This window comes from Bradyrhizobium sp. 41S5 (genome assembly GCF_011516665.3).
Taxonomy (GTDB): domain Bacteria; phylum Pseudomonadota; class Alphaproteobacteria; order Rhizobiales; family Xanthobacteraceae; genus Bradyrhizobium; species Bradyrhizobium quebecense.
Genome location: NZ_CP083721.1, coordinates 2,593,317 through 2,618,950, shown reverse-complemented (window position 1 = coordinate 2,618,950; position 25,634 = coordinate 2,593,317). Strand labels below are relative to the sequence as shown.

Here is a 25,634-nt window from a genome sequence, read left to right as displayed (position 1 = left end):
CCAGGTCCCGTCATTGCTGATCTCCCCCGCCCTGCTCGGAATCTTCTGCGGGCGCAGGCTGGTCGGCGGCCGGCTGGCCGGTCGCGGGCTTGTCGATCGATCCCGTCGTGCTGTCGGGCGCGGCGGCGGCCTCGATGGTGTCGATCATCGCGCCGATCGGATCGCGCGAACCGGGCCGCGCGAAGCTCGGCGGCCGCTCCGGCAGGTTCTTCAGGGAATCGTACTGGTTGGCGTTGACCGGCTTCAGCGGCAGATGCCGCTCGGCAAGTCCTTGCAGCCGCAGCGGCGCGTCGAGCTTGGCCCATTCGGCGCGCAAGGTGGCGATCGCATTGCGCTGCTCGCGGATCTCGGCGTTGAGCTGCAGCACGCGTTCGACGCGCGCGGTCGATTCCATCTTGATGCGGTAGACATAGGATGCCGCGAAGATCAGCATGCCGATGACGAGGAGATGGAGGAGGCGCATCGTCAGCCTCCCCGCTTCAGGTCGGACAGCCGTGGCCACGACGGCAGGTCGTCGTCCGCATGCGCCGGCGCCGCGGTGCGCTCGGCCGCGCGCAACTTGGCCGACCGGGCGCGCGGATTGGCCGATATCTCGGCCTCGCCTGGTGTCACCGGGCGCCTGGTCAGGATCTGAAAGCTCGGCACGGATTGCGCCACTTCGGGCCGATGCCGCGAGCCGCCGGAAACCTTGCCGCGTTCTGTGAGGAAATTCTTGACGATGCGGTCTTCCAGCGAATGGAACGAGACCACGGCAAGCCGCCCGCCCGGCTTCAGCACCCGCTCGGCCGCAGCGAGCGCTAGGTAGAGCTCATCGAGCTCTTCATTGACGAAGATGCGCAGCGCCTGGAAGGTCCGCGTGGCCGGATGAATCTCGTTCGGCTTGGCACGCACGACTTTCCCGACGATGTCGGCGAGCGCCTCGGTCGTGGTGATCGGCGCGTCCTTGCGCGCGGCGACGATGGCGCGCGCGACACCGCGCGAATGGCGCTCCTCGCCGAAGATATAGATGATGTCGGCGAGCTGCTTCTCGGACGCGGTTGCGACCACATCGGCCGCGGTCGGGCCGCTTTGTGCCATCCGCATATCGAGCGGACCGCCGAGGCGGAACGAGAAGCCGCGCTCGGCTTGGTCGAGCTGCATCGAGGAGACGCCGACATCCATCACGACGCCGTCGACCTGATCCACCCCCTGCGATGCGCAGACCTCGGCGAGATCAGAGAAGCGGTCCTCCACCAGCGTCAGCCGGCCGCCCGCACCGTCGACCAGATCGAAGCCGCCTGTTATCGCGGTGCGGTCGCGGTCGATGCCGATGATGCGCGTACCGGCGACATCGAGAATCATGCGGCTGTAGCCGCCGGCGCCGAAGGTTGCGTCGACATAGATCCCGCCGGCGCGCGGCGCGAGATAGGCGACCGCCTCGCGGCCCAGCACGGAAATGTGACGGGGAGCACGCTCGCTCATGCGCCGCCCCCGGACAGGGCCGCGAAACTGGCATGCAAGCTGGCTGCGCGCCGACTCATTGCGTCTCGAATCCTCGCGCTGGCTGTTCCGGCAAAAAGGCCGCTGCGTGATCCCAGCGCCAACTCCCGTCCTCGGCCGCAAATCCTGATATCCGACCGGAATTGGGAGGGTTTCCATGGGATTTCGCGCAACAGCGGACCTTGGCCGTCCCCCGAAACCGGTTCGGCACTTCACCTCTCAGTAACGGCACTTAACGTTAAGAAAACGTTGATGATCGGTTAGCGCAATCGCGCGACTTTGACCCGCATTCGAGTGATATTCTCGGCCCTCGCTTCGGGCATCATTGCGCGGCTCACGGAGCAGCCCCTGGAACCGGCAGGCCGATTGCGCGGCCCTCACGGTAAAGGAATAGTAAACGCCTATTTGTTTATCCATATGTCAAAATGCTTTCTCCTGGTTCGGGTTTTGAGTGATTCGTATGGCTTCTGGTTCGTCCTCGTCCGGCAACGCTGATTCGAAGCGTCAGCGCGTCCTTCCTGTTCCGAAGGGCGTGGCCGACGTGGAGACGTTCACGCCGGATTCCTCGATCGCCTCCGACGTGATCCCGTCGGTGAATTTCGGCGATCGCGCCAACAACCGTCAGCCCGACATGATCGTGCTGCACTACACCGGCATGCCCGATGTCGAGGGCGCGATCACCCAGCTCTGCACGGCAGGCACCGAGGTCTCGGCGCATTACATCGTGCTCGAGGACGGCCGCATCGTGCAATGCGTGCCGGAGAGCAAGCGCGCCTGGCACGCCGGCGTCGCCGCCTGGGCCGGCGAGGACGACATCAATTCCTGTTCGATCGGCGTCGAGATCGTCAATCGCGGCCACGATTGGGGCTATCCCGACTTCCCGCTGCGGCAGATCGCGGCCGTCATCGCGCTGTGCCGCGGCATCATGCTTCGCCGCAAGGTGGTCTCGCATCGCGTGCTCGGCCATTCCGACGTGGCGCCTGGGCGCAAGAAGGATCCCGGCGAGAAGTTCCCCTGGCACTCGCTGGCCAATTCCGGCGTCGGGCATTGGGTGCAGCCGGCGCCGATCGTGCGCGGCGACGCGCTGCAGCTCGGTGCGATCAGCGACAGCGTCTCCGCCATGCAGGCCGCGTTCCGGCGCTACGGCTACAACATCCCAACCAACGGCAAGTTCGACGGCCCGACCATGGAGGTCGTCACCGCCTTCCAGCGTCACTTCCGCCCCGAGCGCGTCGATGGAATCGCCGACCTCTCCACCATGGCGACGCTGCACGCGCTACTCGAGAGCCTGCCGCCGGATGCGGCGAGGTAGGCTCGGTCTTTCCATCGTCATTGCGAGGCGCGAAGCGACGAAGTAATCCACGTTTCGGCGTGCGGCGCGATGGATTGCTTCGCTCCGCTCGTAATGACGCTACCGGCCAAATCCTCACGCGCAAACTGGAACTTTTTTTCCGGGTCCCGTCTTCTTATTTGGGGCGGTCTGAGTGGAGATCCGTCCATGTTCAAAGCACTCATCAGCGGAGCTGTCGCCATCGGCCTCATCGCAGCTCCAGTTGCCGCAGGTGCGATGTCGACCCAGGACAAGTCCATGTCGACCCATCACAAGACCCACAAGGTCCATCATGCGCAGAAGAAGATGATGGCGCCCGGCACCACGACCGGCATGTCGAGTGGAACGACGACAGGGCAATCCACGGGTGCCAAGGCCAAGACAGGTACTGAGCGTTCAACGCCGCGCGGCACGCTAACGATCGTTGACGTGAACGGCGCGCCCTCACGGACCACGCACGCGATGAGGTGATGTCAACTCATCTCGGCGATGCGGCGCGCGTAGAGCCGCCGCAGCGGCTCAAGCTGCGTCGCAGCGGCGGCGGCAAGATAGGCCTGCCGCGCTTCGTCCTTGCGGCCGAGGCGGCGCAGCAGATCGGCGCGCACCGCGGGCAGCTGGTCGTATCCCCTCAGGCTGCCGCGCGCGTCCAGAGCGTCGATAAGATCGAGCGCACGCGCCGGGCCGTCGACCATCGACACCGCAGCGGCATGATTGAGTTCGATCACCGGTGACGGGCTGATGCGGAGCAGCACCTCGTAGAGACCGGCGATCTGCGGCCAGTCGGTATCCTTGTAGCTGGGCGCCCGCGCATGCAGCGCGGCGATCGCGGCCTGCACCGCGTAGGATTGCGGCCGGCCCGGCATCTGCAGCGCCTCCTCGACCAGCCTCACACCTTCGGCGATCTGCTGGAAATCCCACAGCGAACGGTCCTGCTCCTCGAGCAGCACGATGTCGCCGCCTGCGGTCTGGCGGCCGGCGCGGCGCGCATCGTGCAGCAGCATCAATGCCAGCAGGCCCTTGATCTCGCCGCGCGCCGGAATCAGCCGATCGAGCAGCCGCGCCAGCCGGATCGCCTCGCGCGCAAGATCGGGCCGCATCAGATCCTCGCCGGCGGTCGCGGCATAGCCCTCGGTGAAGACGAGATAGATCACGGCAAGCACGCCCGTGAGGCGCGGCTCCAGCGCCTCGCGCTCCGGCACCTCATAGGGAATGCCTGCGAGCTTGATCTTCTGCTTGGCGCGCAACAGCCGCTGCGCCATCGCGTCCTCGCTCACCAGGAACGCGCGCGCGACCTGCGCCCTGGTCAAGCCGCACACCGTGCGCAAGGTCAGCGCAACCTGGACCTCGGCGGCAAACGACGGATGGCAGCAGGTGAAGATCAGCCTCAGCATGTCGTCGTCGAGCGTCGCATCGGCCGGCTCGGGCGACGCCTCCGCATCCAACAACAAGTGATGCGTCAATTCCTGCTGCTTGCCGCGGAACGAAACCGCGCGGCGGACGCGGTCGATCGCCTTGTTGCGGCCGACATTGACCAGCCAGGCGCGCGGGTTGGCAGGGAATTCGCCAATCGGCCAGCGCTGCAGCGCGACCGCGAAGGCATCCTGCAGGGAATCCTCGGCGAGATCGAAATCGCCGACGAGACGGATCAGCGTTGCGAGCGCCCGGCCCGCCTCGTCGCGGAAAATTTTCTCGATCTGGCTGGGTGTCATGGCCATCAATTGTCGCTCAGCGGCCGCGCCAGGTGACGCGGCCGCTGCATTCATGTTGCGAAACTGGGGTCATCGCGGGTTGTCGTAGATCATCACCGGCCTGACCTCGATCGAGCCATCCCTGGCGCCGGGAATCCGCGCCGCGAGGCCGAGCGCGGTGTCGAGATCCTTGGCCTCGACCAGATAGTAGCCGCCGAGCTGCTCGCGGGTTTCCGCGAACGGCCCATCGGTGGTCAGCGTCTTGCCGTCACGAACCCGCACGGTGGTTGCCGTCGACACCGGCTGCAGCCCGTCGCCGGCCTTGAAGTGCCCGCTCTGGATGATGGACTGGGTGTAGGCGCCGTACTCCGCCGTCAATGCCTTGCGGTCGTCAGCGGTCATGTGGGCGTACTGCGCGTCGCTCCGGTAGATCAGCAGCAAATATTGCATCTCGTCTCTCCTCTTGATCGGCTGGATCGCCGACACCCAGTCGAACGGGCGACAGGTCAAACGACATCTTCAGGATAAATTATTTTGTCCGCCCTGGCCGCCGTTATCCGCTTGACGGATCGGGCGGAAACGCCCATGCCGTGGGAGTCAGTCGGCCGGACGGCCGCTCCCGCTGGTGCCGAAAGGCCGCGGGGGAGGAAAGTCCGGGCTCCATCGACATGCGGTGCCGGATAACGTCCGGCGGGGGCGACCCCAGGGAAAGTGCCACAGAGAACGAACCGCTCCCTCCTCGGAGGAAGCAAGGGTGAAAAGGTGCGGTAAGAGCGCACCGCGTTTCCGGCAACGGAGACGGCATGGCAAACCACACCGGGAGCAAAACCGAATAGGGACGGCAACGCGGTTAGTTCGCGCACGCGCGATAACACCGCAGGGCGATGTCAGGCCCGCTGTCCGGGTAGGTTGCTTGAGGCGAGGTGCAAACCTTGTCCCAGAGGAATGGCCGTCGCGTACCATTCGCAAGAATGGTGCCCTACAGAACCCGGCTTACAGGCCGGCTGATATTTTTGGAGTATGAAGGGCTCGGCGTAACACGCCGGGCCCTTCGCCATATTGACCTCGCACACAATACGACGCGAAGTAACTGCATTGCCAAAGCCGACCATTCAGCGCGAAATCTGGGGCGACCGATGATCACTGATCAAAACGCACACTCGTGTTGGATTGAGTACATGCTCGACGAAACCGGAAAAACGATAGTCCTCGTGGTGGAAACGGATTTGCAGCTTGATCCGGCTGAAATCGACTTTGAACCTGCGAAGGTAGACGCGCTGTGTAAGAACCTCGAACAGCATCGCAAGGACACTAAGTATGTTGATGTCGTTCGCTTGATGCGTAGGCCAGCCCCCTCACCAGTATCCGTCGAGACGACCGCGCGGTTCGGCGCCGCAACATTGAGATTCAGGCCAAAGTAGCGCCGGCACGAAAGCCGTTGTCGCCGCCCAAATGCGACCGCTAGCGTCAATTGCGCCACCACCAGAGCATCCCATTTCCTAGAATGTTCCCTCGCGGAGGATCGCAGATGGACCTTCAGAAGATCATGGCGAAGGCACGAGACATCGCCAAGAGCACCGGCACGATCACCACCGAACAACTCAACGGTCTGTGCCCGACCAGCATGGAGTCCGATGATATCGCGGCTCTGCTTACGGCTCTGCGGGCCGAAGGCATTCGGCTCAAGGATGACGACGCATAAGACTAGGCGCCGCAACTGCTCGGACGTCAGGCCACGATCTCCTGCAGCAGCGCCATCAATGCCTCGGGCGCCGTGACGTTCGGCGAGTGGCTGGCGTCGATCTCGAAATAGCGCCAGCCGGCTTCATTCTTGATGCGCCTGGCGAACTGGCCGAACGTATCGGCCTGGGTGGTGCGCGTGGCGTAGATGTAGCTGCGCGGCAAATTCGTCTCGCCATGTTGCAGCTTCAGCTTCTGCTCGAAGCATTTGATCGGCATGTCGACGCGGCGCGCGGTGAGCCATTCGACATCTGCGGGAGACGTATCCGGCGGCGTCGGCATCGGCGGGATGCGCCAGCCGTCGGCGTCGCGCGCGAGCTCGCGCATGGTCTCGATGGCCGGCTCGTTGAGGTCGAATAGGGATTGGCCGTCGCGCGGTACGAAGGCGTCGATATAGATCAGCTGCGCGATGCGCTCGCGCACCCGGTCGGCGACGCCGGTCGCGACCATGCCGCCATAGGAATGGCCGACCAGCACGATGTCGTGCAGATCTTCGTAGGAGATGACGCCGAGCACGTCCTGGATATGCGCCTCGAGGTCGAGCCCTTGATGCGCAAGGTGCGCGCGCTCGCCGAGCCCCGTGTAGCTCGGGGTCACGAGCCGGTGCCCGGCGGCCTGCATCAGGGGATGCATTTTCCTCCACGCCCATCCGGCCGACCAGGCGCCGTGACAGACCAGAAAGGTTTTGGACGAACGCGCAGTCGACACACTCGCAGTCATGGGGATGCTCCATTCCGATTATCGTTGATGAGCCTCGATTTTGAAGTGTACCCGCCACCCGCGTCGTGTAAACGTCGCGGCAATGAACAAAACAACGAGACGAGGATGAACCCGGCAAGCTACGCGGTCCTGTTCTTCGGCGCGCTTGCCGGCGGTTTCGTTTCCGGTCTTGCCGGCTTCGGCACCGCGCTGATGGCGCTCGGTATCTGGCTCTATGTGCTGCCGCCGACGCTTGCGGTGCCGCTGGTGCTGGTCTGTTCGGTGATCGCGCAGGTGTCGACGCTGCCGTCGATCTGGAAGACCATCGATTTCCGCCTGGTCTGGCCGTTCGTCATCGCGGGCCTCGCCGGCGTGCCGATCGGCATTTTACTGATCGCCCGCGCCGACCCCGAGGTCTTCAAGCTGACGATCGGCGTCTTCCTGCTGATGTTCCCGACCCTGCTGTTCCTGCAGCGCAAGCCGATGTCGATCGCCTTCGGCGGCAAATGGGCCGACGGCGCGATCGGATTTGCCGGCGGCATCCTCGGCGGCCTCGCCGGATTGTCCGGTCCGCTTCCGATCCTGTGGGCGAGCCTGCGCGGCTGGGGCAAGCAGCAGCGCCGCGGCGTGTTTCAGATCTTCAACTTCACGATCCTGGCGGCCGCGCTCCTGGTCCAGATCGCAAGCGGCCTGGTGAAGCCCGAATTGATTTGGCTCGTGGCCTGCGCGTTTCCGGGAACGCTGCTCGGCGCCTGGCTCGGCGCGCGGCTGTATCACGCACTCAGCGACCGCAATTTCTCCGACGTCGTGCTGGTGCTGCTGTTCCTGTCCGGCGTGGCGCTGGTGTGGAACGGGCTGGCGCCGAAATAACCGACAGCGCGCGGCTGACGGACATCGGTCCATCAGCCACGCGCCACTGCCTTACTCCGCCGCGGCCTGGCCGAACTCGGTCGCCTGCCGCTCGAACAGGCCGCGGTAAATGCCGCCCTGCCGTGCCGCAAGCATGTCGTGCGTGCCCTGCTCGACGATCTCGCCGCGATCGAACACCAGGATGCGATCCATGCTGCGCACGGTCGACAGCCGGTGTGCGATCACGATCGAGGTGCGGCCCTTCATCAGCCGCTCCATCGCCTGCTGGATCAGCGCCTCGGATTCCGAATCGAGGCTCGAGGTCGCCTCGTCCAGGATCAGGATCGGCGCATCGGCCAGGAAGGCGCGTGCCAGCGCCACGCGCTGCCGTTCGCCGCCCGACAGCTTGACGCCGCGCTCGCCCACCAGCGTGCCGTAATCCTTCGGCAGCCGCATGATGAAGTCGTGCGCGTTGGCAAGCCGCGCCGCCTGCTCGATCGCCTCCATGCTGGCGCCCGGCCGGCCATAGGCGATGTTCTCCGCCAGCGTGCGGTGAAACAGGATCGGCTCCTGCTGCACGATCGCGATCTGGCTGCGCAGCGATTGCTGCGTCGCCTTCGCGATATCCTGACCGTCGATCAGGATCTTGCCGCCGGAGACGTCGTAGAGCCGCTGCACCAGCTTGACGAAGGTCGTCTTGCCGGAGCCGGAGCGCCCGACCAGGCCGACGCGTTCGCCGGCATCGATGTCGACCGACAGCCCGTCATAGAGCGGCAAGCGATGGCCGCCATAGTGGAACGTGACGTCGTCGAACATGATGCGGCCGCCCTGGATGTCGATCGCCCCGGCATCATCCGCGTCGACAATGCCGAGCGGCTCGCCATGGATCTGCACCAGTTCCTCCATGTCGTTCACCGAACGCTGCAGGTTGTTGATGTGCATTCCGACATCCCGCAGATACGCGTGGATGATGTAGTAGCTGGTCAGCACATAAGTGACGTCGCCCGGCGTGGCGTGGCCGGCCGCCCACAGCAGGATCGCGCCGCCGATCACCGAGGCGCGGAAGCATAGCAGCACCAGGAGCTGCGCCGTCGAGGTGTGGTTGTAGCGCAGCCAGGTCCGCCGCACCCGCCGGCGCCAGCGGCTGATGACGCCGTCCAGCCGCATGTCCTCGCGCGTCTCGGCGCCGAACGACTTCACCACCGCGTTGCAGGTCAAGGCGTCGGCCAGCGTGCCGCCGACCTTGGTGTCCCACGCGTTGGAGACGCGCGCGGCAGGCGCGACGTAGCGCACCTGGAACACCATGGTCATCGCGACATAGATCACCGAACCCACGGCGATCACCGCGCCGAGCTGCGGCCAGTGCAGCCCGAGCAGGATCATCGAGCCGAGCAGCACCACGAGCGACGGCAACAGCGCCATCAGGATGGTGTCGTTCAGGAGGTCGAGCGCCCACATGCCGCGCGTGATCTTGCGCACGGTGGAGCCCGCGAAAGAGTTGGCGTGCCAGTCGGTCGAGAAGCGCTGCACGCGCATGAAGGCCTGCTGCCCGACGTCGGACATCGTCTTCAGCGTAAACGGCACGATGGTCTGGATACCGACCAGCCGCAGCAGCAGCGACAGCGCGCCAAGGCCGACGATGGCGCCGAACGCCAGCATCGCCGCATGGCGGGCAACGGCATCCGTCGCCCCCGCGGTCAGCGCGTCGACCAGATGGCCGGAAAACACCGGCATGAACAGGTCGGCCACGGTCGCACCGAGGAAGCCCGCCATCACGGCGAAAGCGCGCAGCGGCTGCTCCAGCCAGTGGCGGAACACGAATGGCAGGACGATCCGGATCGCGGCCGGTCGCTTGGTCGTCGGAGAGGTCATGTCATATTCCGGCCACGCTTCTGCAGCGCAAGCCGGCTCCACTTGAGGCGACGGGCGGACGGAATCCGGCCGCTGATGTCGCTGGAAATTGTAGATAACGTGTTCGGAAGTTTGGGTGATCGGGGATCAGGCCCGATCAGCGCCGGGAGCTAACGCGCTGCGGCGTCAAGCACCATCGAACGCGGGCGCGCGATCTGCGAAATAAACGACTTCATGCGCATCTCCCGGGTTCGAGTAAAGAATGCGCTGCTTATAAATGCATCACGCGCAGTTGGCAACATGACAAGCGCGTGAGTGCGTCAATGTGTCGGCGATGCAACGCTCTGCACGCCAACGGGTGCACTCCGCGTGCAAAGCCGATGCGCTCAATGCGCGTCGCCGCCGCCTGCGGTCATCGACGGCGGCTTGTTGACGAACAGCACGAGGAGGCTGAGGCCGACATAGAACAGCGACAGCATGAAGAAGGCGTCGCCATAGCTCATCACCTGGGCCTGGCGATGCACGAGCTGCGAGAGCTGCTTCATCGCCATGGTGGCGGCATCGCCCATGCCCTGCAGGCGCTGGGTGAAACTGTTGAGGGTCTCGACCGCGGTCGTGTTGCCCCAGGTCACGCGGTCCTGCAGCCGCGAGATGTGCAGATCGGTGCGGTCGTTGAGCACCTCGTTGATCACGGCGAGCCCGACCGCGCCGCCGAGATTGCGCATCAGGTTGAACAGGCCGGAAGCGTTCTTGACGCGGTCCTGCGGCAGCGTGGCGAGTGCGATGTTGTTGGTCGGCACCATCGCGCACATCATGCCGATGCCGCGCAGGATCTGCGGCACCAAGAGCTCGTAGAAATCGTACTCGCGGGTGATCCAGGTCATCTGCCAGGAGCCGAGCGCGAAAGTGACGAGGCCGAAGGCGATGATGTAGCGCAGATCGACCTTCTGCATCAGCCGGCCGACCACCGGCGCCATGAAGAACATCGTCATGCCGGAGATGAACATGGTCTCGCCGATCATCAGCGCGCTGTAGCCGCGGATCTCGGCGAGATAGCGCGGATAGACGTAGGTCAGGCCGTAGAGCCCGATGCCGATGCAGAACTGCAGCACGCAGCCGACCGCGAAGTTGCGGTTGGAGAACGCATAGAGATCGACGATCGGCTCCTCCGCGGTCAGCACCCGCCAGAAGAAGGCGATCGCCGAGACGAAGCAGACCGCGGCGCAGATCGCCACCGAGGTGTCCTGCATCCATCCATATTGCGGGCCTTCCTCAAGCACATATTCCAGCGAGCCGAGGAAGCCGCCCATGAAGATCAGGCCCCACCAGTCGAACCGGTCGAGCAGCGCGAAGTTCGGCTGGTCGAAATCGATCAGCGCCAGCACGCCGATGGTGATGATGATTCCGGGCACGACGTTGATGAAGAACAGCCAGTGCCACGACATCAGATCAGTGATGTAGCCGCCGACGGTCGGCCCAACGGTCGGCGCCAGGGTCGCGACCAGCCCGATGATCGGCGCGACGATGTAGAACTTGGAGCGCGGAAAGATCGTGTAGGCCGAGGCGAACACCGTCGGGATCATGCCGGCGCCGAGGAAGCCCTGCAGCGCGCGCCACAGGATCATCTGCTCGATCGAGGAGGCGAAGCCGCACAAGAGGCTCGACACCGTGAAGCCGAACGCCGAGATCGCAAACAACAGCCGGGTGCCGAGCGCGCGCGACAGGAAGCCGGACAGCGGGATCGCGATCACCTCGGCGATCAGATAGGCGGTCTGCACCCACGACACTTCGGTCGAAGACGCCGACAGGCCGGCCTGGATCTCGGTGAGCGAGGCCGAGACGATCTGGATGTCCAGGATCGACATGAACATGCCGAACACCATGATGATGAAGGCGACCACCCGCTTGGGCTGGAGCCGCTCGGACTCCGAGGCGCCGGTCATCATCGAGGGAGAGGCAGTAGTCGCGTCGGCCATGTGCTCATCAGGCTCCGCGCTTCGAACCCGCGGCCCGAAGCTTCAAGGCATCACTGCGGATGGATCATCGGCGCGTCGAGGTCGGTATCGGCGTCCGCATCGGCCGCGCCCTCTCGCGTGTCGACGGTGGTGTAGACCGACATGCCGGCTCGCAGCATGCCCTGCTTGGCGACGCTGTTCGGCACCCGGATGCGGACCGGCAGACGCTGCACGATCTTGGTGAAGTTGCCGGTGGCGTTGTCGGGCGGCAGCAGCGTGAAAACCGAGCCCGCGGCCGGCGAGATGCTGTCGACGATGCCGGTGAACTTGCGGAAGCCGTAGGCGTCGACCTTGATCGTCACCCGTTGTCCGGTGCGGATGCGCTTGAGCTGGGTCTCTTTGTAGTTGGCGTCGATGAAGACGCCGTCGAGAGGCACCACATTGCCGAGCCGCTGGCCGACATTGACGTAGTCGCCGGTGTTGACCAGGCGGTTGGAGAAGGTGCCGTCGACCGGCGCGCGCACCTTCGTGAAATCGAGATCGCGCTCGGCCTTGGCGAGTTGGGTCTGCAACTCGGCGAGCTGGGCGCGGGCCTCGGCCTGCTGCGCCTTGGTGACATCGACGTTGCTCTTTGCGGCCTCGTAGGCAGCCTGCGCCGACCGCACCGCGGCCGCGCCCTGATCACGGCCAGCTTCGGAGACTTCGAAGGTGGCGCGCGAGGCGAAGCCCTTGGTACTCAGCGCCTGCTGGCGATCGAAATCGAGATCGGCGCGCTTCAGGCCGGCTTCGGCCGAGACGAGCTGCGCCTGCGCCTGCTCGACCGAGCTTTCGGCCGCCGCGACCTGGCGACCGATGCGCTCGATCGTCGCCTGCTGGGTCGCGATCCGCGTGCGCGCGGCGTCGACCGCGATGCGATAGTCGCCGTCATCGATCCGGAAGATCACATCGCCTGCACGCACCAGCGCGTTGTCGCCGGGCAGGATCGCCGCGATATGGCCCGCGACGCGCGCGCCGAGCATGGTGTTGTTGGCGCGGACATAGGCGTCGTCGGTCGAGATGTAGTAGCGCCCGACCAACAGGTAATAGGCGGCATAGCTCGCGCCGGCGAGCGCGAGCAGCCCGAGCACGCCCATCATCACGAATTTGCGCTTGCCGGACTTCGGCGCCGCGGCGGCGGCCGACGCCGCCGGCTGTTCGGGCGCAGAAGCGGGCGGCGCCTCGGCAGGACTCTTGTCGCCGGGGCCCTTTTCGCCGGGACTCTTGTCAACACGGCTCTTGGCTTCGTCGGCCCTTTTGGCTTCGTCAGCGCGGCCCTGCTCGCCGAGATCGGCGGATGCGTCGCGCGCCATCGCGTCCTCGGCCATTTCAGGCTCGGAACGAACAATGCGTGCAGCCTGATCCCGTGCTGCGGCCATAACCGAGGCTCCCCACCAAAAATCCTGACGCGCGCAATGGCGGAAGAAGGGCCGTGCGGCGCATCGTCACTCCTACCAATACCATTGACCGAACGGTTCGGTCAATCTACATTCCCGCCCAGCGGATTATAAGGCTTCGATTCTTCCCGGACTGATGCTGGCTTGAGTTCTTTCGCGAGAAGCTAAATCAATGGTTGCAGCGCCCCCAAACCCCCTCCACCTCGTCGTCGGCGACGAGGAGTCCTCGAAGCGCCGCCAGATCCTGGACGGTGCCCGCAAGGTATTCCTGGAACTCGGCTTCGACGGCGCCAGCATGGGCGAGATCGCCCGCGCCGCCGCCGTCTCCAAGGGCACCCTGTACGTGTATTTCCCCGACAAGGCCGGGCTGTTCGCGGCGATTGTCGAGGAGGAGAAGCGCGAGCAGGGCAAGGTCGCCTTCAACTTCGATCCGGCACGCGACGTCGACACCACCCTCCCCGAATTCGGCCGCGCCTATGTCGCGGTGCTGTGCCGCCCCGGCGGCGGCTCGGCGATCCGCACAGTGATGGCGATCGCCGAGCGGATGCCCGAGCTCGGCAGCCGGTTCTACACCCATGTGATCGCCCACACCGTCGACCGCTTCGCCGCCTATCTCGAGGCGCGCGCCGCGCTCGGCGAGCTCGAGATCGACGACTATCAGCTCGCGGCCTGGCAGTTCATGCAGATGTGCCAGGCGACGCTGTTCCAGGCGTTCATCTTCCAGGCCAATCCGTCGCCCTCGCCGGACCGGATCGCAACCGTCGTCGACAGCGCGACGCGCGTGTTCTTCGCGGCGTATCGGCCGAAGCAGGCGGATTGATCTTTTCGTCATTGCGAGCGAAGCGAAGCAATCCACCCTTCTTGCTCGCGGCCGATGGATTGCTTCGCTCCGCTCGCAATGACGGAGAGCCATTAGCGGGCTACCATGGCTGTTGCGTCGCTAATTCGAGGTGATCATCCGCCATGAACGACCTCACCATCCGGCAGATGCGGCCCGAGGAGATCGCGCTCGCGATCGACTGGGCCGCGGCGGAGGGATGGAATCCCGGTCTCGCCGATGCGCCCTGCTTTGCCGCCGAAGATCCGCTGGGATTCTTCATCGGCGAGCGCGACGGCCAGCCTGCCGCGGTGATCTCCTGCGTCAATTACGGCGCGCGTTTCGCTTTCCTCGGCTTCTACATCGTGCGTCCGGATCTGCGCGGCCACGGCCATGGCCTGAAGATCTGGAATGCGGCTATCGCGCATGCGCATCCGCGCGCGATCGGGCTCGATGGCGTGGTGGCGCAGCAGGCGAACTACCAAAAGTCCGGCTTCGCGCTCGCCTACGCCAATGTGCGCTACGGCGGCGCGGTCACCGTACCGTCGGCGCCGAACATCGGCATCGTCGCGCTGGCCGATCTGCCTATCGCGCTGGTCGAGGCCGATGACGCCACGGTGTTTCCCGCGCCGCGCCCGGCTTTCCTCCGCGCCTGGATCAATGCGCCGGGACATGTCGGACGCGCGCTGATGCGCGACGGCAGGCTGGTCGGCTGGGGTGTGATCCGCCCATGCCGCACCGGCCGCAAGGTCGGTCCGCTGGTTGCCGACGACCGCGCCGGCGCCGAGACCATCCTGTCCGCATTGCTCGCGAACGCAGGCGGCGGCGACATCTTCCTCGATGTCCCCGCGGTCAACCGCGATGCCGTGGCGCTGGCGCAGGGCCTCGGGCTGTCGCCGGTGTTCGAGACCGCGCGGATGTACACCGGCGCGATCCCGCCATTGCGGATCGACCGCGTGTTCGGCGTCACGACGTTCGAGCTCGGCTAGAGGAGCCCGTGCGTTCAAATGACGCATGATCGCGGACGCGGCTCCTGTGAAGCAGCCCATAACGCGATTATTCAACAATGAAATACACCTCTGGTTGAGCGAGAGAGCCAGTTCGGCGCACTTCCGCGCGCTGCGCTCGTCCGCAACAGAAGGAGGTGTCGCATGGCGTTCCTGTTTTTCAGTTTCCGCAGCATGGGCCTCAGCGAGGCGCTCGCCAATGTCGGCGAGCTCAAGGGCGTCGTCGCCAACACGCTGAAGCAGAACGGCTTCACCGATGTCGTCAATACCCAGTCAGAGGTCGCCGGCAACAAGAACGGCGTTCGCGTGTCCATCCTGCATCTGCATAATGTCGATCGGCAGTTCTGGCAGGTGTTCATGGCCGGCGGCGATACCGCGGCCACCAAGCAGACGCTCGACGACGTCGTGAACAAGGTCGAGCATCTCGCCTTCCTCTAGGGCTGGTTCTGATTGAATCGGAGCTCCGGGGTCGGAGTCGTGCGAAATCCCCGCGGGCAAGCCGCGGGGATCTGCGCTTCCCTAATTCGCCGCGGCGTTGACCCGCGGCGCGGCGACGTTGTCCTGCTCCAACTCCTCGGGCAGTCCGGCGAAGCGTCGCAGCGCCTTCGCCATCTTCACGCGGCCGGCGACGCCGGTGATGATGACGTCGACCATCACGAACGACGAGTGGAAGTGGCCCCGCGCCTTGAGCTGCTCGACCTTTACGCCGGCCTTCGCGAGCGCGTCGCCATAGGCATTCCCCTCGTCGCGCAGCGGATCGAACTCCGCAGTCGCAATGAACGCCGGCGGCAGGCCTTCGAGCTTGCCGCGCAACGGCGCGACACGCGGATCGGTGCGGTCGGCCGGCGAGCAGTACAGATCCCAGAACCAGAACATCAGCCCGCGGGTGAGGAAGTAGCCGGCCGCGTTGTCGACATAGGACTGCCGGTCGAACGAGGAGTCGGTGACCGGGCAGATCAATAGCTGGCCGGCGATCTCGGGCCCGCCGCGATCGCGCGCGAGCTGGCAGGTCACGGCCGCGATGTTGCCGCCGGCGCTCCAGCCTGCGACCAGCACCGGCCCTGCCCTGCCGCCGAGTTCGGCGGTGTGGGCAGCGATCCAGCGCGTCGCGGCATAGCCGTCCTCGGCCGCAGCCGGGAAGCGATGCTCGGGCGCGTGGCGGTAGCCGACGCTGACGATGATCATGCCGGTGCGCCGGCACAGATCGCGGCAGAACGGATCGTCGGAGAGTTCGTCACCGAGCACCCAGCCGCCGCCGTGGAAATACACCACGATCGGATGCGGCCCCGGCGTCGCCGGCCGGTAGAGCTTGTACGGCAGCGGACCTTCAGCGCCCTGCAGCATGCCGGTGCCGACCTCGCCGACCGGACGGCCGGCGGGACGGCCCTTGTTGAACTCGGTGAGGAAGTCGCGCGCGCCCTGTGCGCCCATCGTCTCGATAGGCGGCAGGTTCATCTCGTCGAGCATATTGAGCACCAGCCGCACATCCGGCTGCAAACGCACCACCTCGCCGTCATTGCACTGCTCGGCAACGCCGGGACCCGAGAGCCTGAAGCCGAGCATGCCGCGCCCGACCACCTCGTTGCAGATGCTGCGGTACGGACCGACGCCACCGGTATAGGGCATCACGCCCTGCGGCTTGCCCGGCACGTTGGCGCCCGTGTACCAGGTGTTGGCGAGCCGATGCAGCGTCAGCGTCGCGCAATCGGCCATGTGGCGTTCCCAGCCGGCCTGCGCGGTCTCGGTTGCTTCCATCGTGGTGAAACCGGCGTCGCGCAACGCGGCGATGCGGTCGACCACCCAGTCGACATGCTGCTCGATCGACACCGCCATGTTCGACAGCACCGACGGGCTGCCGGGACCGGTGATCATGAACAGATTGGGAAAGCCCGCGACGGTGACGCCGAGATAGGTCTGCGGTCCGTGCGCCCAGACATCCGACAGCGACTTGCCGCCGCGGCCCGAGATCGGATGCACCGCCATGATCGCGCCGGTCATCGCATCGAAGCCGGTGGCGAACACGATGACGTCGACATCGAAGCTGCGCTTGTCGGTCGAGATGCCGCTGGCGGTGATCGCCTTGATCGGCTCCTGCCGCAGATTGACCAGCGTCACGTTCGGACGGTTGTAGGTCGCATAGTAATTGGTATCAAGGCAGGGACGCTTGGCGCCGAACGGATGATCGTGCGGGGCCAGCGCCGCAGCCGTCTCCGGATCCTTGACCACGGCACCGATCTTCTCGCGGATCAGATCGGCGACCAGCCGGTTGCCTTCGACATCGACCGCCTGGTCGGCCCAGAGCTGAGAAAGGATGTGGACGAGGTCGCCCGCCGCCCATGCCTTCTCGAACCGCTCGCGGCGTTCGGCATCGCTTAATTGCCAGCTCACCACGGTCTGCTGCGGATACGGGACGCCGGCCATCGACCAGCGCGCCTGCTCGCGATAGGCCGCGCGGTCGCTCTCGAAGAAGGTCTTGCGATCTTCCGGCGCCGGACCGTTGCCGGCCGGCAACGCGAAATTCGGCGTGCGCTGGAACACGGTGAGTTGCGCGGCTTGTTCGGCGATCAACGGGATCGACTGAATGCCCGACGATCCGGTGCCGATCACGGCGACGCGCTTGCCCTTCAGGTCGACGCCCTGATGCGGCCAGCGGCCGGTGAAATAGATCTCGCCCTTGAAGTCCTTGACGCCGTCGATTTCCGGCGGCTTCGGCGACGACAGGCAGCCGGTCGCCATGATGTAGTAGCGGCACGAGACGTTGGCGCCGTTGTTGGTCGAGATCAGCCAGCGCGCGGTCGCGTCGTCCCAGGTCGCCTGCGTGACCTTGGTGCCGAACCTGATATCGCGGCGCAGATCGTAGCGGTCGGCGACGAAGCCGAGATAGCGCAGGATTTCCGGCTGGGTCGCGTACTTCTCCGACCAGGTCCACGCCTGATCGAGTTCGGGATCGAACGTGTAGCTGTAATCGATGGTCTGGATGTCGCAGCGCGCGCCGGGATACCGGTTCCAGTACCAGGTGCCGCCAACGTCGCTGCCCTCTTCGAGAGCAACCGCCGAGAAGCCCGCCTTGCGCAGCCGATGCAACAGATAGAGACCGGCGAAACCGGCGCCGACGACTGCGACGTCGACCTGCTGCGTGGTTCCGCCGTGCGTGGAGTCCGAAGCGCGTGCTGCGACTGCTGCGTCTGGCATGCCATTCCTCCCGTATGTTTTGATTTGACGGAAGGCTAGCCCTGCGCTTTCAGTTTGTCATCACGACAAACGCAATCTGAGGTCGCCGCAATTGTGACGCGTGCAGCCTGGAATGCGCCGCGCAGCGCGTAGACGCAACTGGCGGCGCAAGTTGCGGCGACGCTACGACAACGACGAAGGAAGCGAGTGCGCGAAGCCAGATCTGTCATCCTGTGACGGCACGAACGGCGCCACACACCCACTGTCGTCCCGGCGAAAGCCGGGACCCATACCCCGCAGCGGGTGTTGTGAACGTTCCACCGACGAGCAACAATGGCCATGGTGGTTATGGGTCCCGGCTTTCGCCGGGACGACTCCGAGTGTTCGGAGCCACCAGTGAGTCGTGAAACCACCTGCCCTTAGGATGACGGGTTTACTGGTCGCCTCAAACCGACCGCATCAAACCGCCATCGACGCGAATGTTCTGGCCGGTGATGTAGCCCGCGCCGTCGGAGACGAGGAACGCGATCGTCGCGGCGATCTCCTCCGCCTTGCCGTAGCGCTTCATCGGCACGCTGTCGCGGCGCGCGTCGGTTGCTGGCAGGCTGTCGATCCAGCCGGGCAGCACGTTGTTCATGCGGACGTTGTCGGCCGCGTAGCTGTCGGTGAACAGCTTCGTGAACGCGGCGAGCCCGGCGCGGAACACCGCCGAGGTCGGAAACATCGCGCTCGGCTCGAATGCCCAGGCGGTGGAGATGTTGACGATCGCGCCAGACTTCTGCGCCTGCATGTGAGGTGCGACCAGACGCGTCGGGCGGATCACGTTCATCAGATAGACGTCGAGGCCGGTGTGCCACTGCTCGTCGGTCAGCTCCAGCACGCCCGCGCGCGGGCCGTGGCCGGCGCTGTTGACCAGCGCATCGATGCGACCCCACCGCGCCATCACGCCGTCGACGGCGCGCTTCAGATCATCGTTCGAACGGTTCGAGCCGATGAAGCCGATGCCGCCGAGCTCGCCGGCCAGCGCCTCGCCCTTGCCCGACGACGACAGGATCGCGACGCGAAATCCATCTGCGGCAAGCCGCCGTGCCGCCGCCGCTCCCATGCCGCTGCCGCCCGCGGTGACGAGTGCGACCTTCTCCAAAGCCATGACCTGGTATCCCTGTTGATGACGAAGCTGGCGCAAGGTCTATCATCAGCAATCGCGCGGCGCGACACCCGGGGCGGCGCTCAGGACGAGGTTGCGGCAAGAGCGATCAAGACGACAAAGACGCCAAGTGGCACGAGATGAGAAAAATCACGGTGGCGCAGAACGGTGAAAACCGCGGTCGCAATGATGGCCGCCCCAAGCGCCAAGCCAACAACCCGACTGACTGGAAGCGCGATCAGAACAGCGCTTATCATCTCCAGTCCACCGGTCAAAATGCCCCACCAGCGCGGGTAGCCCCACCGAGCGAAGTCGCCTTGGGTCGCTGACGTGCTGATCGCGTTGAAGAAGCCTGCGCCAAAGAAGCCGGCAGCGAGCAGCCAGATTGGAAGAGCATGCATCATCTCAGGGCACTCCAATGATCAGGGGCATAGCCGCAAGGACCATGATCAACGCCGTGAGACCGTGAATGCCGAAGGCGCTTTTGGTGGAGCCCTTCGCGGCAAGTATGACCAGCATGTCCCCGATGGGGATGATGGCTTCAACCAGCAGGATGATGCCGACATCTCTCGGAGTGCCGAACACCATGAATGCCAGCACGACCAATCCCGCGACAATGTCGCGCACCCCTTTGAGGCGAAGCCACCAGGCGATGTTGATGCCGCTTTCAGGAAGCGGCAGGCCGAAGCTGCGTGTCATAGTCCTCGGGCTCGCGATGTAGCCGATGCCGATCGCGATAATTCCGAGGGCGACGAGCAATCCCGTACCGAGCGCAAGCCAATGCATCACACCGATCCATTCCTAGCCGAAGAACATTATCTAGCATTGCTAGATATGTAGCAACGCTAGCTTTTCAAGCATCGGTATGATATTGAAATGTTTGGACCTTCCAGTCCGGGGGATCGACGATTGGGTACCGCTGAGCGGAAAGGCAGGGACCGGGCTGAGCGCGAGCATCGCATTGTCGCGGCAGCGCGGGTAATCGCAGAACGCGAAGGATGGGATGGCGTTACAATCCGCCGCCTCGCCGATGAGATCGAATATAGCCAGCCTGTCCTCTACTCACACTTCAAGAACAGGGATGCGATTGTTGCGGCCGTTGCGGTCGAAGGTTTTCAGGAAATCACGGTAGCGCTTCGGGAAGCGGCAAGCCGATCGACCGGACGACGAAACGCCCTCAAGAATGTCGCCTTGGCCTATCTCGCCTTTGCGCTGAGTCGTCCCGCACTCTACGACGCGATGTTTGTCCTTCCGACGGATTTGCGGTTCGCGGAAGCTGGAACCAGACCGGAATTGCGGGCCGCTTTCGAAGCGCTTGCGGCGGTCGTCGCGCCGTATTGCGTAGAGGTAGCTGACGTGACCGAGACTTTTTGGGCAGCCCTTCATGGGTTCGCCGCCCTCGAGCGCTCAGGCCGAATCAGGCCCGGCGCGCGCAACGAACGCATCGCACTTGTTGTCCGGGCGATCGTCGCTTCCGGAAACAGCTCGCGTGCTCGCGGCTGAGACCGTTCGTTGAATGACTGCTTCAGCGCATCAAGACCATGGCTGCTCGCTCATGGATCTAGGCGCTGGTCTGCCGCAATGTCGCACTGCTTCCGGAACACCTGCTTGGAACAGGCGTCGAACCTGGCTACCGGCCGGTCCATCTGCCACAGTTCGATATCATGGCGGTCGACAAGACGGCTGGCCGACATGACGGCCGCATCGTCATCGCTGCAATCCATGTTGACCACGCCGATGGATCGGCTGTGCGGTCCGACGATATAGGCGCGATAGGTCGTCATCTTTGCCTCCATGGAGCTCTGCTGGCGAGCTTGCTCGCCGGGAAAGTGAACCGGAGGACGTATGAATTCGAGGAGGGATGCCGCGGCATGATATAAAGAAGGAATAAGTGCCGCCAGTTCACGGGCCGTCGCTTGGCGCGACACCCGGTCCGCTTTGCGGCACCGGATCAATTGGGGCATGGTGACCAGCGCGACTTCATCTCCTGCCCTCCATCACATGCTGACCACATGACACTCCTGTCTCGACACCTCGTCATCGCGGCCGTGCTGTTGTTCGCCGGTCCCGCGCTCGCACAGACCCGCTCCATCATCGTCGCCTCGACGACATCGACCGAGCAGTCCGGCCTGTTCGGCTATCTGCTGCCACGCTTCTCGCAGGCTGCGGGCATCGATGTGAAAGTGGTCGCGGTCGGCACCGGACAGGCGCTCGACATCGGACGGCGCGGCGATGCCGATGTCGTGTTCGTGCACGATCGCGTAGCCGAGGACAAATTCCTGGCCGAGGGCTTTGCGACCAGGCGATACGATGTGATGTACAATGATTTCGTCATCGTCGGCCCCAAGGCCGATCCGGCGCGCATCGCCGGCGACAAGGATGTCGCGGAGGCCTTGCGCAAGATCGCCGCGACCAAGTCGGCCTTCATCTCGCGCGGCGACCACTCCGGAACGCACGAGGCCGAGTTGCGGCTCTGGAAAGAGGCCGGCATCGATCTCGGCTCCGCGAAAGGCCAGTGGTATCGCGAGATCGGCCAGGGCATGGGTCCGGCGCTCAACATGGCCGCGGCGTCGAATGGCTATGTGCTGTCCGACCGCGGCACCTGGCTGTCGTTCAAAAATCGCGGCGAGCTCGCCGTGCTGACCGAAGGCGACAAGCGGCTGTTCAATCAGTATGGCGTGATGCTGGTCAATCCAGCGAAGCATCCGACGGTAAAGGCCGCGGACGGCCAGGCCTTCATCGACTGGCTGGTTTCGCAGGCCGGGCAGTCGGCCATCGCTGGCTACAAGGTGGGCGGCGAGCAGCTATTTTTCCCCAACGCCGCGCACTAGCAGAAACGCGATCGTGCTGACGCTGACGCTCAGCGCAAGCAGGATCACACCAAGGCCGAGGCCGAGCGCCAGCTCGCCCTTGCTGGTCTCGAGCGCAATCGCGGTCGTCATGGTTCGCGTGTAGCCGCTGATGTTGCCGCCCACGATGATGATGGCGCCGACCTCCGCGATGGCGCGGCCGAAGGCGGCGAGGAACGCTGTGAGCAGCGAGGTGCGACCCAGCGAGAAAACCAGCGCGAGGCTGCGCAGGCGGGACAGGCCGTCGGTGCGGATCAGGTCGGCGTACTCCGCCCACAGCAGCGCGACCGGACGATGCACAAGCGCGACCACGATCGGCGTCGCCAGGATGACCTGCGCCACGACCATCGCCGTCGGCGTGAACAACAGGCTGGCGAAGCCCAGCGGTCCCGATCGCGACAGCAGGAGATAAAGCCCGAGGCCGACCACGACCGGCGGCAGGCCGAGACAGGCATTGGCGAGCACGATCACCACCTGCCGACCACGAAATCGGGATATCGCAAGCCAGCCGCCGATCGGCGCTCCGATCAGAAGCGCGAGCAGGCTCGCCAACAGGCTGATGCGCAATGACAGTGCGACGATGCCAAGCAGGACCGGATCGCGGCTGGCGATCAGTGAAGCTGCCGCCGCGATCGACTGTGCGAAGTCATTCATGCCGGCCTAGCAGCCACATTTTGCCCGCGCAACATGCGTATTGCCAATCTTGCGAGGGGCTATCGATCGCTCAGGCCGGCGCGCCGTTCTTGAGCAGCTTCGCCACGGCGGCAACCAGCTGATCGGGCGAGAACGGCTTGTTCAGCAGCACGCTGTCGGGCACGCCTCGGGTCGGCCACTCGTCGCCGCCGCCGCCGGTGATGTAGAGCACAGGGAATGACGGATCGATTTCGCGGGCGCCGCGCGCCACACGCCAGCCGTCGAGCCGGCCGAGCAGGCGGATGTCGGTGACCAGCGCGCTGTATTTGGTGCGGAATGCCTTCAGAAGCGTCAGCGCTTCTTCGCCCGAGCCTGCGATCGCCGGCTCATAGCCGCCGTCCCTCAGGGCGTCCTCTACCATCATCTGAAGATCACGATCGTCTTCGATGACGAGAATGATCGGCACGTCTTGCAAAGCTATCCCCCAGGAATCAGCCGGGTGCGCCCGGCTCAGCGAGCATATGCAGCAAATAGTGGCTACCGTTTGCACGGCATCCCCAGTAAAAATACGGGTATCAGACGCGTCCTATTCGTCGGCGAATTCGTCTTCTTCGTTGACCCCCGCCTTACCCCGCGGGGCAGGCTTTCTGCCGCCGAGCGATCCTGTGACATAAGGTTCGCGCGCTGCATAGGGGCTACGGCCGCCGGCACGCGCCGCGACCTCTTCGCCGGAGACGGCAGCGGGTTGGCAGATCAGGCGCCGGCTGGCACGGCGCATCAGATCCACATGGATGTGGTCGTAGTGATAGACGTTGGAACCCGGCGCCAGCACCGTAGTGAATTGCTGGCAGGCGGCGGCCTGGACATCGCGCAGAAAGCCCTGCTCCTCCGGCAGGCCCTTCCAGCCATCCTTCACCGAGATGCGTCGGCCATCAGAGAGCGTGAAGGCCGCGATATCGAGCGCATTGCCGAAGGCGTGCTCGGAAATATGCGCATGCGAATTGCCGTTCATGCCGCGGCAGGAATAGGCCGATATCTGCTTGATCTCGACGACCCGCGCGCCGAACCAGCGCTGCGCCGCCGGCTGCACGGAATCGGCGAGCCAGCGCTCCAGCACCGAGACGATCGGACACGCCAGCGTTGCCGCAGGCTTCACCGCGACCGGGCCGACCGTCATCACCGGATTGCCGTTCGACGGGCCAAGCCGTGGCGGCGGCGCCGCGCCCGACGGTTGCTGGGAATAAGGCGCAGGTGAATAAGGCGCGGTCGCGCCCTCGCGCTGCGGATTACGGGGCAGACCCGGATAATAAGGTCGCTCGCCGCTGGCATCGGGCGAGCCATCCGGCGGCAGGTCGATCTCGCCCTGCTGCGGCGGGACGCCGGGCGCCGACAGCGACACCGGTCCGTTCGGTTGGCTGCCATAGTTCGGCTGGCCGACGGCCTGTTCGGAGTATGGCGCCTGCGCGGGCGGCGGGCCCGGCTGACGATTGATCGGCCAACGCGGCTGGTTGCCGACCGACGCCGGTGGACGCAGGCTGTCGTCGGCAAATCCGTAAGCCGAACTGGCTTCGCCGAGCGCGGCGACCTTGAGCGGAAACTCGGCGCCACAGACACCGGGGCCGGAAATCGGATCGATGCGGACGAGGTCCGGGCCTTCCTTGACCGCGCCTGATTTCAGGCAAGCGGCCTCGGCCTCGGCCCGCCACGGTTCGCGCTCGGCAGTCTGGAACAGACCGCGGCCGCAACCAGCAAGCGACACAAGGACAAGGGAGCCGACGAGATACAAACGAACTCCACGCGTCATGGCGCGGAGGTTCTGCGAATTTGATTAAAGACTCTTCAACGCATTTCGACTGCTTGATTTCAGGTGTCTTTAACCATGCAGCGGAACCCCGCAGGGCAATTCGCGCGACCGCATCGATCTCGCTGTGTCAACTGTGGCGAACGCTTCGCGTCACGTCGCAGCGGAGCGAGGTGATCGCCACCGCATTGTTGTGATCGAGAATGCGTGGAGGTTCGACATCCTGCGGCATCGCCATTCACCTTTTGATTGTGTCTCGCATCATTGCAATCTTTCTGAAATCTGATGACGGTATCCGGGACCCGCGGCCAGACCGCAACCCGCAACCCCGCGGAATTTATTTGCGGGCGCTTCAACGCCTTGATTCGGCGTCTGTTTGAGCCACGCATCGCAATGCGGCATCGCATGGAAACATCGAGCTTGGCAGCAACGCTGACTTTTTCGGCCAGGAACCTCTTGCTAGCTTTTGCGTTGATGCGGGCAGCATTGTGAGCCAAGGGAGCTTCCCAATGGATTTCGCGAGTCCTCTGCTGAGCAAGCTGAGCATTGTGGCCGCGTACATCGCGTTCGCCTTCGTCGGCGCCATCATTCTCGGCGTGTTCTAAAGCATTCGACCAGGCCACGAGTTCGGCGCCCGGCGGCCGCACCCGCCGGGCGCTTTGCTTTCTTGCGATAGCTTATTCCGTCACCCTCTCAGGAGCGCCATCGCGCGCGTCTCATCCGGTTACAAATTGGACAGCTGCGCTCAGGAGCGCGGCTCGCCCCGGGGCTGCCCCTGCGTGATCACGCGCTGCCGCGCGTGCGAGACGCGGACCCAGTCGGCACCGGTGCAGTAGACGCGGCCGAGCGCGCAGGACGAGACCCGCAGCTTGTCAGCGCCCTTCAATTCGATCGTGCCGTAACGGATGTTGCCGCTGTCCTGGCTGTAGACGCCGCCATTCCAGCGCACGTCCGTCTTCGGCTTCATGTTGATCAGCACCGCTTCACCGAGATCGCGCGTGGTCCTGTCGAGCGCATAGCCGCACAACGCCGTACCGCAGAGGCGGATGCGCACCAAATTGCTGGCTTCGGTCTGCCAGTCGCCGATCGGACCGTCGTCCGGTTCGTCGGCCTCGCGCGAGACGCGCATCACCGGCGGCGCCGGACGCACAGGCGCTGCAGGCACCGCGGCCGGCGGCGGAGGCG

At 64.9% G+C, this 25,634-nt stretch carries 27 protein-coding genes and 1 other RNA gene; 11 read left to right on the top strand and 17 right to left on the bottom strand.

Annotated elements, in window-relative coordinates; translation table 11 throughout:
- Positions 1-10: 10 nt before the first annotated feature.
- Both ftsL and rsmH read right to left on the bottom strand, forming a co-directional pair.
- Positions 11-463, bottom strand: a complete 453-nt coding sequence (ftsL, locus tag HAP47_RS12330) for a cell division protein FtsL (protein WP_173638008.1) — start codon at positions 461-463, stop codon at positions 11-13.
- A gap of 2 nt (positions 464-465) precedes the next feature.
- Positions 466-1,461: a 16S rRNA (cytosine(1402)-N(4))-methyltransferase RsmH gene (gene rsmH / locus HAP47_RS12325; RefSeq protein ID WP_173638009.1), complete on the bottom strand. Its 996-nt coding sequence runs from the start codon at positions 1,459-1,461 to the stop codon at positions 466-468.
- A gap of 478 nt (positions 1,462-1,939) precedes the next feature.
- Between rsmH and HAP47_RS12320 the strand changes: the two genes are divergently transcribed.
- Together HAP47_RS12320 and HAP47_RS12315 are read left to right on the top strand one after the other, a co-directional pair.
- On the top strand, positions 1,940-2,791 hold the full coding sequence (locus HAP47_RS12320; RefSeq protein WP_173638010.1) for an N-acetylmuramoyl-L-alanine amidase: 852 nt from the start codon (positions 1,940-1,942) through the stop codon (positions 2,789-2,791).
- 186 nt (positions 2,792-2,977) lie between these two features.
- Positions 2,978-3,280 (top strand): hypothetical protein, encoded by a 303-nt coding sequence (locus HAP47_RS12315; RefSeq protein ID WP_231168847.1) that lies wholly within the window; start codon positions 2,978-2,980, stop codon positions 3,278-3,280.
- Between the two features lie 2 nt (positions 3,281-3,282).
- Here the strand turns inward: HAP47_RS12315 and HAP47_RS12310 are convergent, their stop codons facing one another.
- Together HAP47_RS12310 and HAP47_RS12305 are read right to left on the bottom strand one after the other, a co-directional pair.
- Entirely contained in the window at positions 3,283-4,518 is a 1,236-nt protein-coding gene (locus HAP47_RS12310) for an RNA polymerase sigma factor (RefSeq protein ID WP_173640533.1), read from the bottom strand.
- A gap of 69 nt (positions 4,519-4,587) precedes the next feature.
- Positions 4,588-4,947, bottom strand: coding sequence for a YciI family protein (locus tag HAP47_RS12305; protein ID WP_173638011.1), 360 nt, complete (start codon positions 4,945-4,947; stop codon positions 4,588-4,590).
- A gap of 147 nt (positions 4,948-5,094) precedes the next feature.
- Here HAP47_RS12305 and rnpB point away from each other — a divergent pair.
- The 3 genes from rnpB (at position 5,095) to HAP47_RS12290 (ending at position 6,199) form a co-directional block, all read left to right on the top strand.
- Positions 5,095-5,509, top strand: an RNA gene (gene rnpB / locus HAP47_RS12300) — RNase P RNA component class A.
- Between the two features lie 166 nt (positions 5,510-5,675).
- Complete coding sequence (locus HAP47_RS12295) at positions 5,676-5,918, top strand: hypothetical protein (protein WP_173638012.1); 243 nt, start codon at positions 5,676-5,678, stop codon at positions 5,916-5,918.
- 107 nt (positions 5,919-6,025) lie between these two features.
- Entirely contained in the window at positions 6,026-6,199 is a 174-nt protein-coding gene (locus tag HAP47_RS12290) for a hypothetical protein (protein ID WP_173638013.1), read from the top strand.
- 26 nt (positions 6,200-6,225) lie between these two features.
- On the opposite strand, the gene HAP47_RS12285 is transcribed toward HAP47_RS12290, so the two are convergent.
- Positions 6,226-6,957, bottom strand: a complete 732-nt coding sequence (locus HAP47_RS12285) for an alpha/beta fold hydrolase (RefSeq protein ID WP_173638014.1) — start codon at positions 6,955-6,957, stop codon at positions 6,226-6,228.
- Positions 6,958-7,062: 105 nt separating this feature from the next.
- Between HAP47_RS12285 and HAP47_RS12280 the strand changes: the two genes are divergently transcribed.
- Positions 7,063-7,806 (top strand): sulfite exporter TauE/SafE family protein, encoded by a 744-nt coding sequence (locus tag HAP47_RS12280; RefSeq protein WP_173638015.1) that lies wholly within the window; start codon positions 7,063-7,065, stop codon positions 7,804-7,806.
- Between the two features lie 51 nt (positions 7,807-7,857).
- Here HAP47_RS12280 and HAP47_RS12275 read toward each other — a convergent pair whose 3' ends face one another.
- The 3 genes from HAP47_RS12275 to HAP47_RS12265 form a co-directional block, all read right to left on the bottom strand.
- Positions 7,858-9,657 (bottom strand): ABC transporter ATP-binding protein, encoded by a 1,800-nt coding sequence (locus HAP47_RS12275; RefSeq protein WP_173638016.1) that lies wholly within the window; start codon positions 9,655-9,657, stop codon positions 7,858-7,860.
- A gap of 365 nt (positions 9,658-10,022) precedes the next feature.
- The gene (locus tag HAP47_RS12270; protein ID WP_173638017.1) at positions 10,023-11,612 is read right to left on the bottom strand and encodes a DHA2 family efflux MFS transporter permease subunit; all 1,590 of its coding nucleotides are present in this window, start codon (positions 11,610-11,612) and stop codon (positions 10,023-10,025) included.
- Positions 11,613-11,662: 50 nt separating this feature from the next.
- Positions 11,663-12,955, bottom strand: coding sequence for an HlyD family secretion protein (locus tag HAP47_RS12265; protein ID WP_441299940.1), 1,293 nt, complete (start codon positions 12,953-12,955; stop codon positions 11,663-11,665).
- Between the two features lie 241 nt (positions 12,956-13,196).
- Between HAP47_RS12265 and HAP47_RS12260 the strand changes: the two genes are divergently transcribed.
- The 3 genes from HAP47_RS12260 (at position 13,197) to HAP47_RS12250 (ending at position 15,286) form a co-directional block, all read left to right on the top strand.
- The gene (locus HAP47_RS12260; protein WP_173638019.1) at positions 13,197-13,844 is read left to right on the top strand and encodes a TetR/AcrR family transcriptional regulator; all 648 of its coding nucleotides are present in this window, start codon (positions 13,197-13,199) and stop codon (positions 13,842-13,844) included.
- A 143-nt stretch (positions 13,845-13,987) separates the two neighbouring features.
- The gene (locus tag HAP47_RS12255) at positions 13,988-14,830 is read left to right on the top strand and encodes a GNAT family N-acetyltransferase (RefSeq protein ID WP_173638020.1); all 843 of its coding nucleotides are present in this window, start codon (positions 13,988-13,990) and stop codon (positions 14,828-14,830) included.
- Positions 14,831-14,992: 162 nt separating this feature from the next.
- Positions 14,993-15,286 carry a hypothetical protein gene (locus HAP47_RS12250; protein WP_173638021.1) on the top strand — a complete coding sequence of 98 codons (294 nt, stop codon included), beginning with the start codon at positions 14,993-14,995 and terminating at the stop codon, positions 15,284-15,286.
- 81 nt (positions 15,287-15,367) lie between these two features.
- Here the strand turns inward: HAP47_RS12250 and HAP47_RS12245 are convergent, their stop codons facing one another.
- From HAP47_RS12245 to HAP47_RS12230, 4 genes are all read right to left on the bottom strand, one after another.
- Entirely contained in the window at positions 15,368-18,040 is a 2,673-nt protein-coding gene (locus HAP47_RS12245) for a flavin-containing monooxygenase (protein ID WP_173638022.1), read from the bottom strand.
- 424 nt (positions 18,041-18,464) lie between these two features.
- Positions 18,465-19,169, bottom strand: coding sequence for an SDR family oxidoreductase (locus tag HAP47_RS12240; RefSeq protein WP_173638023.1), 705 nt, complete (start codon positions 19,167-19,169; stop codon positions 18,465-18,467).
- 80 nt (positions 19,170-19,249) lie between these two features.
- Entirely contained in the window at positions 19,250-19,570 is a 321-nt protein-coding gene (locus HAP47_RS12235) for a DoxX family protein (protein ID WP_173638024.1), read from the bottom strand.
- Between the two features lies 1 nt (position 19,571).
- Positions 19,572-19,952, bottom strand: a complete 381-nt coding sequence (locus HAP47_RS12230) for a DUF4267 domain-containing protein (protein WP_173638025.1) — start codon at positions 19,950-19,952, stop codon at positions 19,572-19,574.
- Positions 19,953-20,075: 123 nt separating this feature from the next.
- Here HAP47_RS12230 and HAP47_RS12225 point away from each other — a divergent pair, with 123 nt between their 5' ends.
- Positions 20,076-20,669 carry a TetR/AcrR family transcriptional regulator gene (locus HAP47_RS12225; RefSeq protein WP_173638026.1) on the top strand — a complete coding sequence of 198 codons (594 nt, stop codon included), beginning with the start codon at positions 20,076-20,078 and terminating at the stop codon, positions 20,667-20,669.
- A gap of 50 nt (positions 20,670-20,719) precedes the next feature.
- Here the strand turns inward: HAP47_RS12225 and HAP47_RS12220 are convergent, their stop codons facing one another.
- Positions 20,720-20,950 (bottom strand): hypothetical protein, encoded by a 231-nt coding sequence (locus HAP47_RS12220; protein WP_173638027.1) that lies wholly within the window; start codon positions 20,948-20,950, stop codon positions 20,720-20,722.
- Positions 20,951-21,178: 228 nt separating this feature from the next.
- On the opposite strand from HAP47_RS12220, the gene HAP47_RS12215 reads away from it, so the two are divergent.
- Positions 21,179-21,997, top strand: a complete 819-nt coding sequence (locus tag HAP47_RS12215) for an extracellular solute-binding protein (RefSeq protein WP_173638028.1) — start codon at positions 21,179-21,181, stop codon at positions 21,995-21,997.
- Here the strand turns inward: HAP47_RS12215 and HAP47_RS12210 are convergent.
- The 4 genes from HAP47_RS12210 to HAP47_RS12195 form a co-directional block, all read right to left on the bottom strand.
- Positions 21,971-22,669, bottom strand: a complete 699-nt coding sequence (locus HAP47_RS12210; RefSeq protein WP_173638029.1) for an ABC transporter permease — start codon at positions 22,667-22,669, stop codon at positions 21,971-21,973. The genes HAP47_RS12215 and HAP47_RS12210 overlap by 27 nt on opposite strands.
- Before the next feature lie 70 nt (positions 22,670-22,739).
- The gene (locus HAP47_RS12205; RefSeq protein ID WP_173638030.1) at positions 22,740-23,123 is read right to left on the bottom strand and encodes a response regulator; all 384 of its coding nucleotides are present in this window, start codon (positions 23,121-23,123) and stop codon (positions 22,740-22,742) included.
- A 111-nt stretch (positions 23,124-23,234) separates the two neighbouring features.
- A complete protein-coding gene (locus HAP47_RS12200; protein ID WP_173638031.1) occupies positions 23,235-24,452 on the bottom strand; it encodes an extensin-like domain-containing protein in 1,218 nt (405 codons plus the stop codon).
- Between the two features lie 742 nt (positions 24,453-25,194).
- Entirely contained in the window at positions 25,195-25,614 is a 420-nt protein-coding gene (locus tag HAP47_RS12195; protein WP_173638032.1) for a DUF2147 domain-containing protein, read from the bottom strand.
- Between the last annotated feature and the right edge of the window lie 20 nt (positions 25,615-25,634).

Coding starts and splice junctions, on each gene's coding strand:
- ftsL (WP_173638008.1), bottom strand. CDS start 463: ATGCGCCTCCTCCATCTCCTCGTCATCGGCATGCTGATCTTCGCGGCA.
- rsmH (WP_173638009.1), bottom strand. CDS start 1,461: ATGAGCGAGCGTGCTCCCCGTCACATTTCCGTGCTGGGCCGCGAGGCG.
- HAP47_RS12320 (WP_173638010.1), top strand. CDS start 1,940: ATGGCTTCTGGTTCGTCCTCGTCCGGCAACGCTGATTCGAAGCGTCAG.
- HAP47_RS12315 (WP_231168847.1), top strand. CDS start 2,978: ATGTTCAAAGCACTCATCAGCGGAGCTGTCGCCATCGGCCTCATCGCA.
- HAP47_RS12310 (WP_173640533.1), bottom strand. CDS start 4,518: ATGACACCCAGCCAGATCGAGAAAATTTTCCGCGACGAGGCGGGCCGG.
- HAP47_RS12305 (WP_173638011.1), bottom strand. CDS start 4,947: ATGCAATATTTGCTGCTGATCTACCGGAGCGACGCGCAGTACGCCCAC.
- HAP47_RS12295 (WP_173638012.1), top strand. CDS start 5,676: ATGCTCGACGAAACCGGAAAAACGATAGTCCTCGTGGTGGAAACGGAT.
- HAP47_RS12290 (WP_173638013.1), top strand. CDS start 6,026: ATGGACCTTCAGAAGATCATGGCGAAGGCACGAGACATCGCCAAGAGC.
- HAP47_RS12285 (WP_173638014.1), bottom strand. CDS start 6,957: ATGACTGCGAGTGTGTCGACTGCGCGTTCGTCCAAAACCTTTCTGGTC.
- HAP47_RS12280 (WP_173638015.1), top strand. CDS start 7,063: ATGAACCCGGCAAGCTACGCGGTCCTGTTCTTCGGCGCGCTTGCCGGC.
- HAP47_RS12275 (WP_173638016.1), bottom strand. CDS start 9,657: ATGACCTCTCCGACGACCAAGCGACCGGCCGCGATCCGGATCGTCCTG.
- HAP47_RS12270 (WP_173638017.1), bottom strand. CDS start 11,612: ATGGCCGACGCGACTACTGCCTCTCCCTCGATGATGACCGGCGCCTCG.
- HAP47_RS12265 (WP_441299940.1), bottom strand. CDS start 12,955: ATGGCCGAGGACGCGATGGCGCGCGACGCATCCGCCGATCTCGGCGAG.
- HAP47_RS12260 (WP_173638019.1), top strand. CDS start 13,197: ATGGTTGCAGCGCCCCCAAACCCCCTCCACCTCGTCGTCGGCGACGAG.
- HAP47_RS12255 (WP_173638020.1), top strand. CDS start 13,988: ATGAACGACCTCACCATCCGGCAGATGCGGCCCGAGGAGATCGCGCTC.
- HAP47_RS12250 (WP_173638021.1), top strand. CDS start 14,993: ATGGCGTTCCTGTTTTTCAGTTTCCGCAGCATGGGCCTCAGCGAGGCG.
- HAP47_RS12245 (WP_173638022.1), bottom strand. CDS start 18,040: ATGCCAGACGCAGCAGTCGCAGCACGCGCTTCGGACTCCACGCACGGC.
- HAP47_RS12240 (WP_173638023.1), bottom strand. CDS start 19,169: ATGGCTTTGGAGAAGGTCGCACTCGTCACCGCGGGCGGCAGCGGCATG.
- HAP47_RS12235 (WP_173638024.1), bottom strand. CDS start 19,570: ATGATGCATGCTCTTCCAATCTGGCTGCTCGCTGCCGGCTTCTTTGGC.
- HAP47_RS12230 (WP_173638025.1), bottom strand. CDS start 19,952: ATGCATTGGCTTGCGCTCGGTACGGGATTGCTCGTCGCCCTCGGAATT.
- HAP47_RS12220 (WP_173638027.1), bottom strand. CDS start 20,950: ATGACGACCTATCGCGCCTATATCGTCGGACCGCACAGCCGATCCATC.
- HAP47_RS12215 (WP_173638028.1), top strand. CDS start 21,179: ATGACACTCCTGTCTCGACACCTCGTCATCGCGGCCGTGCTGTTGTTC.
- HAP47_RS12210 (WP_173638029.1), bottom strand. CDS start 22,669: ATGAATGACTTCGCACAGTCGATCGCGGCGGCAGCTTCACTGATCGCC.
- HAP47_RS12200 (WP_173638031.1), bottom strand. CDS start 24,452: ATGACGCGTGGAGTTCGTTTGTATCTCGTCGGCTCCCTTGTCCTTGTG.